20 protein-coding genes are annotated in these 18,381 nt (G+C 67.6%); 6 read left to right on the top strand and 14 right to left on the bottom strand.

Annotated elements, in window-relative coordinates; genetic code table 11:
• The first annotated feature begins 37 nt into the window (after nt 1-37).
• Nucleotides 38-2,173 carry a VWA domain-containing protein gene (locus C5B90_RS15350; protein ID WP_115882850.1) on the top strand — a complete coding sequence of 712 codons (2,136 nt, stop codon included), beginning with the start codon at nt 38-40 and terminating at the stop codon, nt 2,171-2,173.
• 36 nt (nt 2,174-2,209) lie between these two features.
• Here C5B90_RS15350 and C5B90_RS15345 read toward each other — a convergent pair whose 3' ends face one another.
• The 11 genes from C5B90_RS15345 to cbiT are packed head-to-tail and all read right to left on the bottom strand — an operon-like array spanning nt 2,210 to nt 10,930.
• On the bottom strand, nt 2,210-3,448 hold the full coding sequence (locus tag C5B90_RS15345; RefSeq protein WP_115882849.1) for a PQQ-binding-like beta-propeller repeat protein: 1,239 nt from the start codon (nt 3,446-3,448) through the stop codon (nt 2,210-2,212).
• Nucleotides 3,449-3,454: 6 nt separating this feature from the next.
• A complete protein-coding gene (locus C5B90_RS15340) occupies nt 3,455-3,838 on the bottom strand; it encodes a DUF3209 family protein (RefSeq protein WP_115882848.1) in 384 nt (127 codons plus the stop codon).
• Between the two features lie 2 nt (nt 3,839-3,840).
• A complete protein-coding gene (locus tag C5B90_RS15335; RefSeq protein WP_115882847.1) occupies nt 3,841-5,061 on the bottom strand; it encodes a CbiX/SirB N-terminal domain-containing protein in 1,221 nt (406 codons plus the stop codon).
• Nucleotides 5,058-5,729 (bottom strand): cobalamin biosynthesis protein, encoded by a 672-nt coding sequence (locus C5B90_RS15330; protein WP_115882846.1) that lies wholly within the window; start codon nt 5,727-5,729, stop codon nt 5,058-5,060. The genes C5B90_RS15335 and C5B90_RS15330 overlap by 4 nt, the downstream gene beginning before the upstream one ends.
• Nucleotides 5,726-5,986 (bottom strand): ferredoxin, encoded by a 261-nt coding sequence (locus C5B90_RS15325; protein WP_115882845.1) that lies wholly within the window; start codon nt 5,984-5,986, stop codon nt 5,726-5,728. Before C5B90_RS15325 ends, C5B90_RS15330 begins: the two co-directional genes overlap by 4 nt.
• Nucleotide 5,987: 1 nt before the next feature.
• The gene (gene cobJ, locus C5B90_RS15320) at nt 5,988-6,968 is read right to left on the bottom strand and encodes a precorrin-3B C(17)-methyltransferase (protein WP_115882844.1); all 981 of its coding nucleotides are present in this window, start codon (nt 6,966-6,968) and stop codon (nt 5,988-5,990) included.
• A gap of 3 nt (nt 6,969-6,971) precedes the next feature.
• Nucleotides 6,972-7,850 (bottom strand): precorrin-3B C(17)-methyltransferase, encoded by an 879-nt coding sequence (locus C5B90_RS15315; protein ID WP_115882843.1) that lies wholly within the window; start codon nt 7,848-7,850, stop codon nt 6,972-6,974.
• Nucleotides 7,847-8,827, bottom strand: coding sequence for a cobalt-precorrin 5A hydrolase (gene cbiG, locus C5B90_RS15310; RefSeq protein ID WP_115882842.1), 981 nt, complete (start codon nt 8,825-8,827; stop codon nt 7,847-7,849). The genes C5B90_RS15315 and cbiG overlap by 4 nt, the downstream gene beginning before the upstream one ends.
• The gene (gene cobM, locus C5B90_RS15305) at nt 8,824-9,675 is read right to left on the bottom strand and encodes a precorrin-4 C(11)-methyltransferase (RefSeq protein ID WP_115882841.1); all 852 of its coding nucleotides are present in this window, start codon (nt 9,673-9,675) and stop codon (nt 8,824-8,826) included. The genes cbiG and cobM overlap by 4 nt, the downstream gene beginning before the upstream one ends.
• Nucleotides 9,672-10,379: a cobalt-factor II C(20)-methyltransferase gene (locus C5B90_RS15300; RefSeq protein WP_115882840.1), complete on the bottom strand. Its 708-nt coding sequence runs from the start codon at nt 10,377-10,379 to the stop codon at nt 9,672-9,674. The genes cobM and C5B90_RS15300 overlap by 4 nt, the downstream gene beginning before the upstream one ends.
• A complete protein-coding gene (cbiT, locus tag C5B90_RS15295) occupies nt 10,376-10,930 on the bottom strand; it encodes a precorrin-6Y C5,15-methyltransferase (decarboxylating) subunit CbiT (protein WP_115882839.1) in 555 nt (184 codons plus the stop codon). Before cbiT ends, C5B90_RS15300 begins: the two co-directional genes overlap by 4 nt.
• Nucleotides 10,931-11,100: 170 nt before the next feature.
• On the opposite strand from cbiT, the gene C5B90_RS15290 reads away from it, so the two are divergent.
• The 4 genes from C5B90_RS15290 to C5B90_RS15275 all read left to right on the top strand — a co-directional run bounded on the left by C5B90_RS15290 (nt 11,101) and on the right by C5B90_RS15275 (nt 13,085).
• On the top strand, nt 11,101-11,286 hold the full coding sequence (locus C5B90_RS15290; protein ID WP_115882838.1) for a CbtB domain-containing protein: 186 nt from the start codon (nt 11,101-11,103) through the stop codon (nt 11,284-11,286).
• Between the two features lie 2 nt (nt 11,287-11,288).
• Nucleotides 11,289-12,125: a CbtA family protein gene (locus C5B90_RS15285; protein WP_115882836.1), complete on the top strand. Its 837-nt coding sequence runs from the start codon at nt 11,289-11,291 to the stop codon at nt 12,123-12,125.
• Nucleotides 12,125-12,466 (top strand): ferredoxin, encoded by a 342-nt coding sequence (locus C5B90_RS15280; RefSeq protein WP_115882834.1) that lies wholly within the window; start codon nt 12,125-12,127, stop codon nt 12,464-12,466. The genes C5B90_RS15285 and C5B90_RS15280 overlap by 1 nt, the downstream gene beginning before the upstream one ends.
• Nucleotides 12,467-12,590: 124 nt before the next feature.
• Nucleotides 12,591-13,085: an Lrp/AsnC family transcriptional regulator gene (locus C5B90_RS15275; RefSeq protein WP_115882832.1), complete on the top strand. Its 495-nt coding sequence runs from the start codon at nt 12,591-12,593 to the stop codon at nt 13,083-13,085.
• A 63-nt stretch (nt 13,086-13,148) separates the two neighbouring features.
• On the opposite strand, the gene C5B90_RS15270 is transcribed toward C5B90_RS15275, so the two are convergent.
• Both C5B90_RS15270 and C5B90_RS15265 read right to left on the bottom strand, forming a co-directional pair.
• Nucleotides 13,149-14,561 carry an APC family permease gene (locus C5B90_RS15270; RefSeq protein ID WP_115882830.1) on the bottom strand — a complete coding sequence of 471 codons (1,413 nt, stop codon included), beginning with the start codon at nt 14,559-14,561 and terminating at the stop codon, nt 13,149-13,151.
• A gap of 249 nt (nt 14,562-14,810) precedes the next feature.
• Nucleotides 14,811-16,190 (bottom strand): NAD-dependent succinate-semialdehyde dehydrogenase, encoded by a 1,380-nt coding sequence (locus C5B90_RS15265; protein WP_115883033.1) that lies wholly within the window; start codon nt 16,188-16,190, stop codon nt 14,811-14,813.
• A 258-nt stretch (nt 16,191-16,448) separates the two neighbouring features.
• On the opposite strand from C5B90_RS15265, the gene C5B90_RS15260 reads away from it, so the two are divergent.
• A complete protein-coding gene (locus C5B90_RS15260) occupies nt 16,449-17,759 on the top strand; it encodes an aspartate aminotransferase family protein (protein ID WP_115882828.1) in 1,311 nt (436 codons plus the stop codon).
• Between the two features lie 33 nt (nt 17,760-17,792).
• Here the strand turns inward: C5B90_RS15260 and C5B90_RS15255 are convergent, their stop codons facing one another.
• Nucleotides 17,793-18,323, bottom strand: coding sequence for an Lrp/AsnC family transcriptional regulator (locus tag C5B90_RS15255; RefSeq protein WP_115882826.1), 531 nt, complete (start codon nt 18,321-18,323; stop codon nt 17,793-17,795).
• Nucleotides 18,324-18,381 lie beyond the last annotated feature (58 nt).

Genomic DNA, 18,381 nt, shown 5'->3' with positions numbered 1-18,381 from the left:
GTGTTATTGTCTTACTGCAAGTACGATTTCGCATTCGATGACGACTCAGACGCTGCCGTTCTCGGCTATCGTCGGGCAAGACGAACTGAAACGGGCGTTGTTGGCCGTCGGAGCCAACGACGACCTCGACGGGCTCCTCGTTCGCGGCGAGAAGGGAACCGCGAAGTCGACCGCGGTCCGCGCCCTCGCCGACCTCCTGCCCGAACAGGAAGTCGTCGCTGGCTGTCCGTACGGTTGTCCGCCGGACCCGGACGACCCGGCCCGCCAGTGCGACTCGTGTCGCGCCCGCGACGACCCCGCGGTCGAGCGCCGGTCGGTTCCGCTCGTGACGCTCCCGCTCGGCGCGACCCGCGACCGGGTCGCGGGCACGCTTTCGGTCGCCGACGCGCTCGACGGCGAGGCGTCGTTCGACCCCGGGCTCTTGGCCCGCGCGAACCGCGGCATCCTCTACGTGGACGAGGTGAACCTCCTCGACGACCACTTGGTCGACTTGCTTTTGGACGCGGCCGCGAGCGGCGTCAACCGCGTCGAGCGCGACGGGGTGAGCGTCGAACACCCCGCCGAGTTCACCCTCGTCGGGACGATGAACCCCGAGGAGGGCGACCTCCGCCCCCAACTCCGCGACCGCTTCGCCCTCCAAGCGACCGTCGTCGGCAGCCGCGACATCGACGACCGCGTGGAGATTATCGACCGGGCGCTGGCGGGCGGCGACGACCCGGAAACGGTCGCCGACGCCCACCGCGAGGAGACCGCGGCACTCGAAGTCACGCTTCGCGAGGCGACGGCCCGCCTCGACGCGGTCGCCCTCCCGGCCGAGTTCAAGCGCGACATCGCCGAACTCTGCGTCGACGCCGGCGTCGAGGGCCACCGCGCCGACATCGCCATCGCCCGCGCGGCCCGCACCCTCGCGGCGCTCGACGGCCGGACGAAGGTACTCGAAGGCGACGTTCGCGAGGCGGCCGCGCTCGCGCTCCCCCACCGACTGCAGAGTCGTCCGTTCGACGACGACCCCGACCTCGACGACGTGCTCGACGACCACTTCGACGAGGAGGTGGACCGGGACGACGCCGAGGACGGCGAAGAGGGTGAGAACGGAAACGATGGAGATGGCGGAAACGGTGAAGACGGCGGCGGCGAGGAAGTCGGTTCCGACTCCGGTGAGGACCGCGACGCCGCGGGAGAGGCCCCCGACGCCGATACCGGGGATGACGACGCCGGGGATGACGATACCGACGGCGACGACCGAGGTGGAGAAGTCGGCGGAGCCGACGACAGCGCCCCCGAAGACGGCGATTCGGAAGAGAGGACTTCCGAGGACGGCGATACCAACAACTCCGGAGACGCCGACGCCGACGATGCCGACGAAGCCACGCCGCTCCTCCCCGGACAGAGCCGGGCCGCCATCGGCGACGCCGAGCGACCGCCGGTCGAGGACGCGACCCTCGACGCGGAGACCCCCGGTGACGGGAGCCGTGCCGCAGTTCGGGAGTCGCGGCAGGGGCGAGGCTCGCGGGTGCGGACCGAATCGGCGACCGAGACCGACGACATCGACGTTCCCGCCTCGGTCCGGGCCGCGGCCTCGGCCGGTCGCTCCCGCGTCACCCGGTCGGACCTCCGAACCGCGGTCGCCCGCGGGTCGGCCGAGACGCTCGTCGTGTTCGTCGTGGACGCGAGCGCGTCGATGCGCGCCGCCATGCGACGGGCGAAAGGCACCGTGCTGTCGCTCCTCGAAGACGCCTACGAACAGCGCGACGAGGTCTCGTTCGTCGCGGTCGCCGGCGACGACGCCGAGGTGTTGCTCCCGCCGACCGACAGCGTCACGCTGGCGGCGCGGCACCTGAAGGAACTCCCGACGGGCGACAGGACGCCGCTTCCGTCCGGGTTGGACGCCGCCCGTCGGGTCATCGACCGCTCGGACGCCGACGCCGCGCTCGTCGTCGTCGTGACCGACGGACGGGCCAACGTCGCGGACGGGAGCCCGACCGGGCAGACCCGGTCGGCGGCGCGGAACCTCGCCACTGCGGACGCGTCGGTCGTCGTCGTCGACGCCGGCGACGACGGTATCGGCGTGACCGACATCCTCGTCTCCGAGACGGGCGCGCGGCGCATCCCGCTGTCCGACCTGTCGGCCGAGCGGGTTGCCGAGGCCGCGCGCTCGGCGGACGGGCAGTAGCCGGGGGCCGGTCGTCTTGTTTCGCATGGTGGTCACCTACGGAATCGGCCGCGTTCGAAGCCGGTACGCCCCGCGAGTGACGCTCTCGTCGTGGTACTCGACCGGCTCTTCGACCACCGCGAGGACGCCCCCGCCCGCGGCGATGGCGGTCGGGATGCCGGGGAGTCCCATCGTTTCGACGTGCCCCGCGTCGGGGGCGAAAACGTGGACGCCGTGGCGCTCGGCCTCCCGCTCTCGGAAATGCTGGGCGGACGGCACGAAAATCTGTGAGCTGGTGGCGACGGCTGCCCGTGCGAATCCGCCGGTGTCGCGGGTCCACAGGCGGTCACCCCCGTCGACCGAGACGCCGACTGCGGTGTGTTCGTCGGGATGTCGCGCGTCCGGGTCGCGGGTCGATTCGGCGAACGTGTTCCCCGTGACGAAGACGGCGGTTCCGTCGGCGACGCAGACGTGGGTCGGATAGGCGTAGACGGTCTCGTCGCCGACGCGGCGCTCGGTAGCGAGGTCGAGTTGCCACCGCGTCTCCCCGTCGAAATCGAGGAGATAGCCGCGTTTGTCGCCGTGACTGGCGACGGCGACGGCGTCGCCCGCGAAGGCCACGTCGCCGACGCGTCGGTCCCCGTCGGTGCCGGGGTCCCACGACGCGACCCGCGCTCCGGAGTGAGCGTCTAGGAGAACGAGGCCGTCCTGTTCGGGATTCGGACAGCGGTTGTACGCGACGGCGACGCGGTCTCCTTCGGCGGCGACCGCGATGGGCGACGCGTGGACGCGCCTGCGCCACGCGAGTCGCCCGTCCCGGTCGAACCCGAGGACGACGCTCCGCCAGACTCGCGCTTCGCCGTCCCGCTCGTAGCGCCGGGCGGCGACGACGACCCTGTCGCCCGTCACCGCGAGGTCGACGACGTACGGTCGAAAGAACAGCGAGTCCTTCGTCGCCGTGCCCACGTCGTCAGCCGTCGCGTACGTCCAGCGGGCGACGCCCGTCTCGGTGTCGAGGACCCGAACCAGCCCGTCGCCGCCGCGCTCGCCGACGACGAGGAAGTCGTCGGTGGCGGCCATCGACACCACGGAGTGCTCGCCGCGCGCCTGCCAGCGTTCGCCGGTGTCGGGCGTGGAATCGGTAGCAGTCTCCAGCGCGATGACGCGGCCGTCCGCGGTCCCGACGAAGACGGCGTCGTCGGTCGCTTCGACCGCGGAGCGAGCCCAGTTGTGGCGGCTGCTCGCGGGTTCGACTTCCCCGAGGTCGCGGCGGGCCGTGAGTGGGGACGGTGCCATCGGGAGTCAGTCCTCGACGGGAAAGGCGTCGTGGAGCGTGTGGTGCGCCTCCCCGAGGTCGTCGAGGAACGCATCGGCTCCCTCGCGGAGGCGGCGAAGCGACCGTTCGGCGTCGCGGACGGCGACGAGTCGGCCGCGGAGGTAGCCCGCCTGCGGGTCGTCGTCGTCGATTCGCGTCGCCTCCGCTTCGAGGTCGACGAGCGCGGCGTCGAGGTGCCGCTGGGCCTCGTCGAGGCTGGTCGCGTTCGCGAGCGCCTGAATCGGGCCGGGGTCGGCGTCGCCGAGGTAGTCTTCGAGTTCGGCTTCGGCGTGTCGCTTCGCGTGTTCGTCGGTCGTTCCGGTGATGTTCAGGAGCGCCAGTCGGAGCGCTTCGAGTTCTGCGCAGGCCATGATTAGAGTGATTGGTGGACGAGGTTCGAGACGATGCGGTCCCGTTCGAGATGGGACGAGACGATGCGGTCGGTGTCGTCGGGCGTCACGCCGCCGTACCAGACGCTGTCGGGGTAGACGGCGACGATTGGGCCGTCGCCGCACTGGCCGAGACACGAGCTTCGAGAGACGTGGACATCGCAGTCGTCGGCGTCGCGAACGCCCTGTCTGAGTCGTTCGAGAACGGTCGCCGCGCCGCTCGCGGCGCAGGTCTGGTTCGTGCAGACCGCGACGTGTTTCTCGGGGGCGTCGTGGACGTGCGGGTCGTCGTCCACGTCGCTCCGGTCGGCGTGTTCGGCCTGATGGACGAGCGAGCGGAGCATCGCGCGAGCGCCGCCCTCGTCGTCCTCGTAGCCGGCGAGTTCGACCTTGTACTTGCAGGTGTCGCAGGACATCTCGACGCTCCCGGTGCGCGCTTCTCGGTAGCGGTCGGCGAGGGTCTCGACCACCCGGTCGTCCGTGCCGAGCGGCCCCGACGCGCCGGCGTCGACGTAGGGGTACTCCTCGTCGAACGTCTCGGCTTTGTCCACGATTCGCCCCGTCAGCACGCCGTCGCCGAGCATGTACGGGAGGACGACGACGGCGTCCGGGCGGTCCTTGGCGACGGTGTGGAGCGTCTCCTCCAACCGCGGCGTCGTGACGCCGATGAACGCCGATTCGACGCGGGTGAACTCCCGCCCCTCGTACAGCAGGCGGGCCAGTTTGTGCACGTCCCCGTTCGAGTCGGGGTCGCTCGACCCGCGAGCGCAGAGCACGACCGCCACGTCGTCGTCCTCGCGGTCGACGCCGAGGTCGGACTCGACCGCCTGCACTCGCTCGTCTAACAGGTCCACGAGCGAGGGGTGGATGCCGAGGTGGGAGCCGAACCGGAACTCGGTGTCGTCGTGGGTCGCGCGGGCCCGCTGGACCGCCAGCGGCACGTCGTTTTTGACGTGGCTCGCGGCGAAAAGCGAGAGGGGGACGACGGTCATCGTCCGGCAGGTCGGTGCCATCGACTCGATTGCGTCGTCTATCGAGGGTTCGGCGAGTTCGATGTACGCCGCGTCAACCGGGACCGACAGTCGGGACTCCAACTTCGCGGCGAGCGTCCGAACCTGCTCGTTGGACTCCTCGCGGCGCGAGCCGTGGCCGACGAGGAGCACCGCGTCGTCGTCGAGCGCCGGGTCGGGCCGTTCGAGACTCATGCGTTCTCGGCCTCTTCGAGGCTGCGGACGAGCTTTCGACGCCGCGTCGGCGCGAACAGGCTCGTCTCGTCGCTCCCCTCGTAGACCCACTCGCCGAAGCCGGCGGCCGCGTCGTCGTCGATGCCGAACCAGTAGCCACCCGACGAGGTCTCTCCAATCTCGCCGGTCGGCGCGTCGACCGGACAGGCGTCGAGTAGCCCGTCCACGGTTTCGAGGAGCGCCCGGTCGTCGTGGACGAACGAGATGCCGACCGTCCCCGACGAGGACTTGAAACAGACCGTCCCGCAGGATTCGAGCAGTCCCCGAAGGAGCTGTTTTCGCCGGTCGTCGAACACGTCGAAGCGGTAGCCGCCGGCGTCGTCGCCGACGGGGAGGCCGAACGCGGCGCTCGCGCTTCTGACCACGTCGCCTTCGACCATGACGTGGTACTCGTCTTTGACGCGGGTGACGGCGGTGTTGTGGGCGTACTCTCGCTCCGTCTCTCGGCGGTCGATTTCGCCGCCGCCGGCGATGACCGCGAGGCGGTTCGCACAGGTCTCGTCGTTCGTCAGCGCCGTGAACTGTCCCGGCTCGACCGCTCCGCCGCCGGCGACGTGGCCCCAGAGATAGGCCGTCTCGGGCGCGCTCTTCAGGAGGTCGTCCGCGGGGGCGACGCCGGTGTCGTTCACGCGTCCACCTCCCGGACCGAAATCGCGCCCGGCGGACAGGCTCGCGCCGCGAGCGTCGCGTCGTCGTCGACGTCCGCTTCGGCATCTCCTTCGAGGAGGGCGACGACGCGCTCGCCCGTCTGCTCGACGCTCACGACGCCGGGCGCGTCGGGGTCGATTGTGGCGAGTCCGTCGTCGTCCTCGACGAACCGGCCGTCGCGGGCGAGGCAGGCGAAGATGCCGTCGCAGGCGTCTCGGTCGATTTCGATTTCGAACATCTCAGTACTCGTATTTCTGCTCGTAGCCCCGCGGCGTCACCATCCGGTCGTCCCAGACGTACGTCTCCTCGTTGCCGACGAGCAGCGTCGTCGTCATGTCCACGAGGTCGGTCTCGCCGAGGTCGGGCAAGTCGCCGAGTTCGACGATTTCGACCTCCTCGTCGTCGCGGCCCGCGCCGTGGACGATGCCGACCGGCGTGTCGGGCGCGCGGTGTTCGAGGAGAATCTCGCAGCACTTCTCGTAGTTCGACCGGCGCTTGCGGCTCCACGGGTTGTAGATTGCGATGGTGAAGCCCTCCTTGGCGGCCGCGTGAAGCCGCGACTCGATGGTCGGCATCGAGGTCAGGTGGTCCGAGAGGCTGATGGTCACGGTGTCGTTGACGAGCGGCGCGCCCAGCCGGGCCGCACAGGACTGCGCCGCCGGGACGCCCGCGACCACGTCGAAGTCGACCATGCTCGCGGTCGCGCCCTTGGATTCGAGAATTTCCAGCGCGAGGCCGGCCAGCGCGTACACGTTGGGGTCGCCGCTCCCGACGATGGCCACGTCGTTGCCGGCGAGCGTTCGGTCGACCGCCTCCTCTGTCCGGGAGACCTCGCCGCACATCGGCGTCGAGTAGATATCCTCGGCGTCCTCGACGATGTCGTCGGGGAGGAGTTCGATGTAGGTCGTGTAGCCGACGATGTGGTCGGCCTCTCGGAGGGTGTCTTTCGCCAGCGTGGTCATCTCGCTCGCGCGGCCGGGACCGAGGCCGACGGCGACGAGTTGCCCCGGTTCGCCGTCGAAGTCCTCGACGGTCGCTTCGACCTTCTCGGCGGTCTGTTCTTTCTTCGACCCGCCCGAACTGCCGCCGCACTTCGAAGCCGAGCCGTCGTCGGACTTCGAGGACGACGCGCCGCACTTCGATTCTGCGTCGGCCGAGTCGGTCGATTCCACCGTCGCTCCGCCGCACTTCGATTCGGTTGTCGTGTCTGATTCGCTCATGGATTAGAAGTCGTTGACGTCGCGCCCGCCGCGGGGCGTGACGAGGTACGTTTCGTAGTCGTTGCTCCAGGGTTCGGTCTCGTGGGTGCCGATGAGAATCGACGTGCCCATCCCGCCCACGTCGTCGTCGTGAGCCTTCGCGTCACCGAGGGTCGTAATCGAGAACGTCTCGTCGTCCAGATTTCGGCCCGCCTCGCCCCGACCGGCGTCGTTGAAGATGCCGACCGGCACGTCGTCGGCCCGCTCCTCGCGGACCACGTCGATGGCGCGTTCGTAGTTGCGCCAGCAGTTGTACAGGACGATGACGAAACCGCTGATGGCGGCTGCGCGCAGTTTCTCCTCGATTTCGTCCCAGCCGCGCCACTTGTCGGACAGCGAGACCGTACAGAAGTCGTTCGACAGCGGTGCGCCCATCATGGCCGCGCCGCCGAGCGCCGCGGTGACGCCGGGGACGATTTCGATTGGCACGTCGGTCGCCTCGTCCGTTTCCGCCATCGTGAACACGAGGTCGGACTTCCCGTAGACGTTGGGGTCGCCGCCGGAGACGTGGACTACGTCCTCACCGTCGCGGACGCGCTCGAACGCCTCGCGGGTCAGTTCGACCTGCTTTCCCATCGACGAGCGGACGACCTCCGGCCCCTCGTCGCTTTCTTCGGGTGGGAGGGTTCCGTCGTCTCGGAGGAACTCCTGATAGAGGTTCGAAGCGACCACGCAGTCCGAAGTCGAGACGAGTTCCTTCGCTCGCTTCGTCATGTGGTCCGGGAGACCGGGACCGATGCCGACGACGTAGAGCGTCCCGTAGTCGTCCGGGACCTCGTCACGGTCACGGCTGCGGTCGCTGGAGTCAGGCGTCGGTTCGGTCGGCTTGTCGCCGTCGCTCATCGTCCCACCGCCACGGTCACGGCGTCGTCGTAGCGCCGCTTTTCGACGACGAGTTCGTGGTCGCGGCCGCCGGCGATGGCGCTCGCCTCGGCGATGCCGGGCCAGCCGATGAGTTCCTTCGACCGCGAGGGCGTCGGCCCCTCGAACTCGGTGAGGGTCTCCTTTTCGAAGTAGACGACACCTGCGCCGATTTCCTCGGCGGCGTCGAGCATGCCGGGTTCGTCCGCCTTTCGCGTGCCGGTGGCGACGAACTCCACGTCGTCCCAGTCGCAGTCGGTGTCGTCGAGCGCGCGCTCCCACGCCGTCAGGAACTGCGCTTTCTTCGCGCCGGAGACGCTGCCCGTCCCGAGGACGACGCCGTCGTCGCCGTTGCGCTTCAGGACCGTCACGTCGTCGCCGACGAGGACCGCCTTCGGACCTTCGAGTCGGGCGACGGGACCGAGTTCGTCGTTGAGGACGGCGAGGTTCGTCGCCACGGTCGAATCGCCGTTGACGACGTGGGAGTCGAGTGCCTTCGCCTTGCTCTCGACGCCCTGCTTGCCCGCGGCCTCCGAGGCGGTCGTCATCGCCGGAACGGCCCCGAGTCTCGAGAGGTCGTAGGCGACCTGATTCGCGCCGTGGTGGCCGCCGGTGAGTGGAATCGCCCACGTCAGTTCCTCGTCGACGACGACGACCGCCGGGTCCTCCCACTTGTCGTCGAGGAGGCCGGCGGTTTTCCGCATGGCGATGCCGCTGGCCATGAGGCCGACGAAGCAGTCGTACTCGCCCCAGTGGTCGGCGAACACGTCGCCGTGGTAGGTGAGTACGTCTATCCGGTCGTAGTCGTCCGCGAGGTCGCGTTTGATTTCCTCCGCCGTGTCGAGTTTTCGTTCGAAGCTGACGATGGCGATTTCGTCGGCGACCTCGCCGTCGCTGTCGGGAGTGCTACAGTGGCCGCTTCCGGAGTCGGTGTCGGAGTTAGAGTCTGCGTCGCTCATTGCGCATCACGCTCCTGCGGGTCGGAATCGGAATCAGAATTGGGGTCGTCGTTCGGTGCATCGCCGCCGCGGGCCCAGTCGCCGTAGAGGAATGACCGCTCGTAGTCCGAGCCGTTCACCGCCTCGCCGATGATGACGAGCGCCGAGGCACGGTAGCCCGCGTCTTCGACCCGCCCGCCGATGGTTTCGATGGTGCCCTCGATGACGTCTTCGTCCGGCCACGAGGCGTGGTAGACGACCGCGACGGGCGTATCGGGGTCGTGGCCCTCGTCCAGCAGTCGGTCCATCGTCTCGGCGACGGCGTGGGTGCCGAGGTAGATGCAGACCGTGGTGTCGCCGAAGCCGACGAAGTCGCTGATGTGGTCCTCCTCGGCCGAGAGCGTCCGGCCCTGCGGCCGGGTGAAGACGACGTGATTCGAGACCTCGTTCAGCGTCAACTGGGTTCGGAGCGTCGCGCTCGCGGCGAACGCCGAGGTGACGCCGGGGACGAGGTAGCTCGGAACGCCCGCCTCGTCCAGCGCGTCCATCTGCTCTAAGGCGGCCCCGTAAATCGCCGGGTCGCCGCTGTGGAGTCGGACGACGGTCCGACCCGACTCGTAGGCGTCCGCCATCAGCGGAATCAGCTCTTCGAGGTCCTTGCCGACGCTGTTGACCTGCTCGGCGTCGGCGCAGAACTCGTCTAGGAGTTCGCTGTTGACGAGCGACCCCGCGTGAACCACGAGGTCGGCGTCCTCGACGAGTTTTCGCCCGGCAACGGTGAGCAGGTCCGGGTCGCCCGGTCCCGCGCCGACGAAGGGGATTCCCTCGTCGTCGGTGAAGCCGGTGTCGGCCTCGCCGTCTGCGCTCATGTCGACCCCCCCGATTCGACGCCGTCGAACGCGGCGGGCGCCACGTCGCGCTCGACGCCCTCGCGCTCCGCGTACGCCAGCGTGTAGTAGTCGCGCTCTGCGAGTTCGTCGGGGTCGTCGGTGACGACTGTCTCGCCTTGCTCCATGAACAGGCGGCGGCCGAACCGAACGTCGTAGCCCGCCTCGGTCAACTTCTCGTGGGTCGCCGGCACGTCGGTGACTTTGAACAGCACCATTCGGTCGGGACCGGTCGGCGCGGAGCCGTTCGCGGCTTCGCGGAGCGCGAGTCCGGTTCCAGACTCGATTTCGACGCCGAGCGCGGTCGTGAAGGCCGTCATCGCGCTCACGCCGGGGACGACTTCGAGGTCGACCTCGGGGTGGAACGCGTCGAGGGTGCGGCGGAGATGTCCGAACGTCGAGTAGACGTTGGGGTCGCCGAGGGTCACGAACGCCACGTCTTCGGACTCGGCGCGGGCGGCCACCTCGGCGGCGGCCTCCTTCCACGCGCGGCGGAGTTCGTCGGGGTCGCGCGTCATCGGGAAGTCGAGGTCGCCGATGCGCTCTTCGGGGACGTGGTTCAGCGCGACCGTCCGCGAGAGTCGGCCGGGTGAGTAGACTACCGCCGCAGATTCGAGCAGGCGTTTCCCCTTGACGGTCACGAGGTCGGCATCGCCGGGGCCGAGGCCGATGCCGTAGACGGTCATAGTCCCTCCGCGTCGCGTCGGCCGACGACGACGTACACCGGGTTGTTCGACCGGAAACTCGTCGCGCCGGCGAGTTCGTAGCCGTGGCTCACCTGCAACTGGACGACCTCCGAGAGCAGGTCGCGCTCGCGGAACGCCTCGATGGCGTCGCCGGCGGGTTCGACCCGCGAGACGTTCATCACGACACGGTCCACGCCGGTCTCGACGGCGTGGTCGAGGACGGCCTCGAAGTTCCGACTCCCGCCGACGAACATCGCGTCGGCGTCGGTCGGGAGGCCGTCGGGAGCCTCCGCCTCGCGGAGCGTCACGTCGGCGTCGTACTCGTTCGCCGCGAGGTTCTTTCGCGTCACGTCCAGCCGCTTCGGTTTCCGTTCGACGGCGGTCACGCGCTCGACCCGCCGGGCCGCCTCGATGGTGACGGAGCCGGTACAGGAGCCGACGTCGACGAAGTGGTCCGCCGGCTGCAAGCCGAGTTTGTCGAGCGTGACCGCTCTCACCTCCGGTTTCGTGGGTCCCGCCTTGGCGTCGTGCGGGAGCGTTACCTGTGACATTCGACTCGACAATCCCGGCGCGGTTTGAAAACAATTGTGCTTGGAGTACAGCAAATTAACTTTCATAAAACACACCCGCCGAGTTATTAAAACAAAATTGGCAAAACACAATCTAACTTGTCTTCGAAAGTTTTACAAACAGACTTGGTTTTCATCAATTTGAATTTACCATGGCTACGGCGAACACCGTCAACGGTCGTATCGAACGCGCTCGCACCGAGCTATCCTCCACGCAGATGGCCGCTGGAGCCCTCTTTATCGCCGCGCTGGGCTTTACGCTCCTGTTCGTGCAGGACCCGCTCGTCCACGACTCGCTCCATAACTTCCGCCACGCGGCCGGTATCGCCTGTCACTAACCATGTTCGCCGAGTATCTGACGCGGGGGGTGAAGGCGGGGCTGGTCGCCGGACTGGTGTTCGGCCTGTTCATGGCCGTCGTCGCCAACCCCCTCGTCGTCTACGCGGACGAACTGAACCACGCCGCCGTCGAGGAGAGCGGTCACAGCCACGAGGCTGAGAGCGCCCACAGCCACGACTCCGAAGGAACTCACAGCCACGAGTCCGGTGACTCCCACGCCGGCGAAGGCGGCGGCCATCACGACTCCGCGGTATCGATGGCGGTTACGAAGGCCGTGAGCGTCGCGGCCGGCGGACTCTGGGGCGTCGTGCTCGGCGGCGCGTTCTTCGGGGTCGCGTTCTTCTTCCTCGAACCGGCGATTCCGGGTCCCGACGCCGCGAAGAGCTACCTGATGGGACTCGCGGGATTCGTCACCGTCTCGGGCGCGCCGTGGCTGGTCCTCCCGCCTGTCGCGCCGGGCGCGGAGCAGTCGCTTTCAGCGGCGACGCGCCTCCCGCTCTACGCCGGGATGATGCTCGCCGGAGCGCTCGCTTGCCTCTCGGCGGGGTACGTCTACACCCGCTTGCGCGAATCGAGCGGTCCCGTCCCGGCCGTCGTCGGCGCGGCCGTTCCGTTCGCTCTGCTCGCGGTGCTCGCCGTCTTCGCTCCCGAAAACGCGGTTCACGGTGCGCTGTCGCCGACGCTCGAAACCGGACTCACCGGACTGTTCGCGTTCGGGCAGGTCCTCCTGTGGTTGGTCCTCGCGGCGGCGCACGCGCGGTTCCGGCCGTCGAGTGATTCCGAGTCCGACTCGGCGATTCCGACCGCAGGCCGGGACTCGGCCCCCATGGCCGACTGATGCGTGACCGAACCGACGAGGTCCGCGAGCACGGCTTCACGGACCACGTGTTGGTCTGTACGAACAGCCGAGAGTCCGAGTACGCCGACTGCGCCGAGGCCGACGGCACCGCGGTGTACGACGCGGTGACCTCGTGGTTGCGCGACCGTGGCGTCTTCTGGTCGCAGGTTCAGGTCGCCGAAACGAGCTGTCTCGGACTCTGTAGCGCCGACGGGGCCGCGGTCGCCATCCACCCGCGGAACCGGTGGTACTCGGACGTTCGCCCCGAGGACGTGCCGGCGCTGTTGGCCGACGAGTTCGGTCCCGACGCGTCGAACCTCGGCGTTCGGCCCACTCGCTGACCCCCGACTCACCGGTACCGGCGTCTACGCCGCGCCCGTCTCACCACCGTCTTGCCGCTTTCTCCCCGACGCGGCTGGGATTGGACACAGAACAATAATATCGTTGCACTTCTGATTACGGTCCATGGACGAGAAGGACCTTCGAATCCTCAAAGCCATCGGGACGCTCGAATCGGGGAGCCCCGACCGGATAACCGAGGAGACCGGCATCCCGAAGTCGACCGTTCACTACCGCCTCGAACGGCTGCAAGAACAGGGCATCATCAAAAACGACATCTTCGACGTCGATTTCGAGAAGGCCGGGCTGAACCTCACGCTCATCACCGAGGTCTGGGCCGAGTACGGCTCGGAGTACCACAAGGAGGTCGGCGACAAACTCGGCGAGGTACCCGGTGTCAATCAGGTGTACTTCACGCTCGGCGACACCGACTTCGTCCTGATTTCGCACCTCGCCTCGCGCGGGATGGTCGAAGACCTCATCTCGGAGTTCGAGGAGATAGACGAGATTTCGCGGACGAGTTCGACGTTCGTCATCACGACCATCAAAGACGAGCCGAACCCGCTGAACGACTACGAACTCGAAGAACTGAAAGACGCCCTCCTCCCCGACGTGTCGTAACGCGGCCCGCGCCGCATCCGAACTCTACCGCATCCGCACCGCGCTTCGACCGCCGGAAGCGGCTCAGTCTTCGAGTTGCTGGGCGCTCAGGTGTGCTTTCGCCTCCGTCCGAGTCGGAAGGCCGCCGGCGACGGCCAGCAGGACGACGCCGAGCAGGCACCAGCCGCCGACCATCGCCCACTCGTAGGGCCACGCCAGCGCCGAGGGCGAGCCGGGGAGGTAGAGACCGACGAAGAACACCGTCAGCAGCAGGCCGAGCGCGCCGACCGCGTAGCCCGCGGGGAGCTTGAACGGCCGGTCGAAGTCGGGGTCGCGGTACCGGAGCACGAGGAACGAGACGACGACGAGGAACCACGCCGACACCATGCCGAGGCCGCCGGCGTTGACGACCCACACGAGCATCTGCTCACCGAACAGGGGCGCGAGCGCCGCGAGGCCGCCGACGAGCACGATTGCGGTCGACGGCGTGTCGTGGTCGTCGTGAATCGTCGCGAGCCGCTCGGGGAGCATGTTCGAGTCGGCCATCGCGTAGATGGCGCGGCTGGCACCGAGGACGAAGCCGTTCCAACTCGTGAGGATGCCCGCGAGGCCGGCCAGCGCCATGATGCGGCCGATGGTCACGCTGTCGAACGCGATTTCCATCGCCGTCGCGGCGGGGAGCGAACTCTCGACGAGCGTCGCGCCCGTGGCGACCTGTCCGGCCGCCCAGATGACGGCGATGTAGAACGCGGCGGCGCAGGCGACCGAGAGGCCGATGAGTCCACCGAGGAGCTTCGGCGACACGTCGGCCTCGCCCGCGGCCTGCGGAATCACGTCGAAGCCGACGAACATGAACGGCGTCATGATGGCGACCGTGAACACGCCGCCGATGCCGGCCCCCGCGAGCGGCGGCGAGGACGGCGACGTGCCGTTGAACAGCGCGCCGACGAGGAGCGTCAGGCCGGCCAGCGTGATGACGAGCGCGAGAATCGCCTGGAACTGGGCGGCCGGGCGGACCCCCCGGTAATTGAGGTACGTGATAACCACAGAGCCGATGACGCCCGTCGCGACCCACGTGCCGTAGACCGGCTGGCCGGCGACCGTCCACAGTTCGAACACGTTGAAACCGGGGACGATGTACGCGAGGGCGCTCGGGAGCGCCACCGCCTCGAACGCGACGACGCTGATGTAGCCGAAGATTATCGCCCACGTGCAGACGAACGAGCCGGCCGGCCCCAACGCCCGCATGCTGTAGACGTGCTCGCCGCCGACGAAGGGCATCGCCGAGGCGAGTTCGCCGTAGATGAGCGAGACGACGGTCACCATGAACCCGCCGAGGACGAACGCCGAGATAGCGCCGGTGACGCCGCTCTGGTCGATGAAGTACCCCGTCTGTACGATCCAACCCCATCCGATCATCGCGCCGAGCGCGAGCACGAACACGTCGCGCTTCGAGAGGACGCGTGAGAGTTCTCCTGTCATGGTTGTGATTGACATCACCACATTCTAACTTACCTACTATATATCTTACTGTGTTCAATTTCTAGAGTAAATTAGGAACACAGTTCAATAGAGAATGGTGGTCTGGAACGACAAACTGGCCGGCGATTCACCGGAAAATCGCCAAACGGCCGGCGGTTCGAATGGTAGTCAACTCGTCGAGCAGAAAGAAACGATATCAGCGCTCGATTCGCCTTCCGGGTGTCGACGCGGGCGTCGTCGCGGGCGTCGCTCCGGGGACCGGGCTTACTCGTCGGCGGGCGCGTCCTCGACCCAGACCGTCTTCGTGTTGACGAACTCCCGAATCCCGTGCCGGGAGAGTTCGGTCCCGTAGCCCGAGTCTTTCGTCCCGCTGAAGGGGACTCGCGGGTCCGACGCGACGATGTGGTTGACGGCGACGTTGCCCGCGGTGAGTTTCGTCGTGAGCGCCTCGCCGCGTTCGGCGTCGGCCGTCCAGACGCTCGCGCCGAGGCCGTAGGGCGTGTCGTTCGCCACGCGGACTGCCTCCGCCTCGTCTTCGACTTCGATGACGGTGGCGACGGGGCCGAACAGTTCCTCGGTTCTGGCGGGCGCGTCCTCTGGCACGTCGGTCAGCACCGTCGGCGGGTAGTAGTGGCCCGGTCGGTCCAGCGGTTCGCCGCCGAGGCGGAGCGTCGCGCCGGCCTCGACGGACGCCGTGACCTGCTCGTGGAGCGTCTCCATCAGGTCCGCCCGCGCCTGCGGCCCCACGTCAGTCTCGGGGTCGGTGGGGTCGCCGACGGTCAGCGACCGCATCTCCTCGGTGAAGCGCTCGACGAACTCGTCGTAGACGGCCTCGTGGACGAGGAAGCGCTTCGCGGCGATACACGACTGGCCGTTGTTCTGCGTTCGCGCCCGCGCGGCCTGCTTCGCGGTCGCTTCGAGCGGCGCGTCGTCGAGGACGACGAAGGGGTCGCTCCCACCGAGTTCGAGCACCGTCGGCTTGAGTTCGCGGCCGCTCGTCTCCGCGACGGCCCGCCCGGCGCGGGTGCTTCCGGTCAGACTCACGCCGCGGACCCGGTCGTCTTCGATGACGCCGGCAACGCGCTCGGCGGAGACCTGCAGCGAGGTGAACACGTCGTCCGGATAGCCCGCCCGCTCGAAGACGGAGGCGATGGCGTCGGCGGACCCGAAGACGTTCGGCGCGTGTTTGAGCACCGCGACGTTCCCGGCGGTGATGTGCGGGGCAGCGAACCGGAACACCTGCCAGAACGGGAAGTTCCACGGCATCACCGCGAGCACCGGGCCAATTGGTTCGTAGGAGACGTACGTTTTCGACCCCGGCACGGTGCCGATGTGCTCGTCCTGCAGGAACTCGGAGGCGTGTTCGGCGTAGTAGTCGCAGACCCACGCGCACTTTTCGACCTCGGAGACCGCCTGCGCTATGGGCTTGCCCATCTCCTCGGTCATCAGCGTCGCGTACTCCTCGCTGTTCTCGCGCAGCACGTCGGCCGCGGCCGCGAGCAGTTTCTCGCGCCGCGAAATCGGCGTCTCGCGCCACGATTCGAACCGGTCCCACGCGGCGTCCAAGCGCGCGTCGACCGTCGCCTCGTCGTGTTCCTCGTGCGTCTCGATGACTTCCTCGGTTGCGGGGTTGATGGATTTCATGGTCGGCTCTCGGGAGCGCGGCGGTCGCTCGCGGCTCCCACTTGGCTCCACCGTCGACCCATATGTTGATAAATGTTCCAGTGAAAGACGATTATTCGGACTGTGTTCAAAACGCGTCGGTGACGAACACACTCGAGTACGGGGCCACCAGCTATGTTCGAGTCTGAAGCGACCGTTTCTGTCTCGACACACCCGCAGTATTCTGAACTTTGTCCTACACAGAACAATTTATTAGGATTCAGTTTAGAAGTTGTGTTCATGGGAGAACGGAAGACGAATTCGTCGGTCGAGGTAGCGTACGACGACTACCTCATGCCGATTTGGAAATCGCTGAACGTCCCGGTCGAGCGGGCATCCGGTTGCACCCTCGAGGACTTCGACGGCAACGAGTACCTCGACGTGTTCTCCGGCATCTCTGTGACGAACGTCGGGCACAACAACGAGGCCGTCGTCGAGGCCGCGACCGAGCAGTTAGCGGAGTTCGTCCACGGCTGTTCGTACGTCCACCCGAACCGGCCGGTTGCCGACCTCGCAGAAACCATCGCCGAGGTGACACCGGGCGACCTCCAGAAGACCTTCTTCTGTAACTCCGGCACCGAAGCCGTCGAGGGTGCCATCAAACTCGCCCGGAAGTACACCGGCTCGAAGGAGGTCATCTCGCTGGAGATGGGCTTCCACGGCCGCACTCTCGGTAGTCTCGCGCTCACCGGCAACAGGGCCTACAAGCAGGATATGGCCCCGACGATTAACGACGTGGCTCACACCGCGCCGCCGTACGCCTACCGCTGTCCTCGCTGTGACGGCGACACCTGCGGCGCGGACTGCGCCGACGCGCTCGAACGGGTCATCGGCTCGCACACCAGCGGCGACCTCGCGGCGGTCGTCGTCGAACCCGTCATGGGAGAGGCCGGCATCGTCGTCCCCTCGGAGGCGTGGCTCAAGCGTGTTCGGGACATCGCTCACGACCACGGCGCGCTCCTCATCGCCGACGAGGTCCAGACCGGCTACGGCCGCACCGGCGAACTGTTCGCAAGCGAGCACTTCGGTGTCGAACCTGACATCCTGACGCAGGCGAAGGGCATCGCCAACGGCCTGCCCCTCGGCGCATTCACGGCCCCCGCGGAAATCGCGGACGCGTTCGGCTCCGGCGACCACCTCTCGACGTTCGGCGGCAACCCCGTCGCCTGCGCGGCCGCGCTGGCGACCATCGAGGAACTGCAGAACGGTATCATCGACAACGCCCGCGAGAACGGCGAGTGGCTCTCGGCCGAACTCGCCACGCTCGAATCCGACTACGACGTGGTCGGAGAGGCCCGGGGCCTCGGACTGATGCAGGGCATCGAACTCGTCGACCCGGAAAAGCCGGGCCCGCAGCACGTCGCGCCCGCCCCTGACAAGGAACTCGCCGCCGCGGTCGGCGAGCATCTCCGCGAGGAGTCCAACGTCGTCATGGGCGTCGGCGGCTACTACAAGAACGTCATGCGCTTCCAGCCGCCGCTGACGATTTCGCAGGCGCAACTCGGTGAGGCCGTCGACGCGCTTCGGGTCGCGCTGGACGACTTAGCCTGAACGCGGGACCCACCGGTCGTGACGCCGACCGATTCAGGGGCGGTCCAACTCTTTGTCCCACGCCTTCCACGTCTTCAGAAGCGGGATGATGGTGTAGTCGTCGACGATTTCCTCGCCGTCGAAGAGGTCCCAGACGTACTCTTTCAGCGCGTTCAGGTCGGTGTGCCACGCGCTGAAGATGAGGTCGTACTCGCCGAGACAGGAACTCGTGTTGTAGATGAGCCCTTCGTCGATGAGCATCGTGATGAACTCGGTCCGTACCTCGGAGGAGACGTGTTGGTTGAACGAGACGAGAATCTGCGCGTCGGCGAGGTCGGCCTCCTGGAGAACGATGACTGCGAGGATTTCGAGCACGTCGCTCTCTTGAAGTTTCTCGCGCCGGCGACGGACCGCGGTCCGGGAGAGACCGACACGTTCGGCGAGCTCCGTGTCTGAGATGCGGCCGTTCTCGTTGAGCGCGCGGAATATCTCGTAGTCGTGCTCGTCGAGGTAGTTTTCGAGGACGGCCTCCGGTGTGTTCGGGTCGGACGGGGTGTCGGCGGACGTGAGGTCGGGGTTTTCCATGGTCGGATATATTCGAGGGGTCGATTTGAAACTGCTGGTGGCGCAAACGAATCAAAAC

The sequence above is a fragment of the Haloferax sp. Atlit-12N genome (genome assembly GCF_003383095.1).
In the GTDB taxonomy this organism is placed as follows: domain Archaea; phylum Halobacteriota; class Halobacteria; order Halobacteriales; family Haloferacaceae; genus Haloferax.
This window is presented reverse-complemented; position numbering and strand designations above follow the sequence as displayed.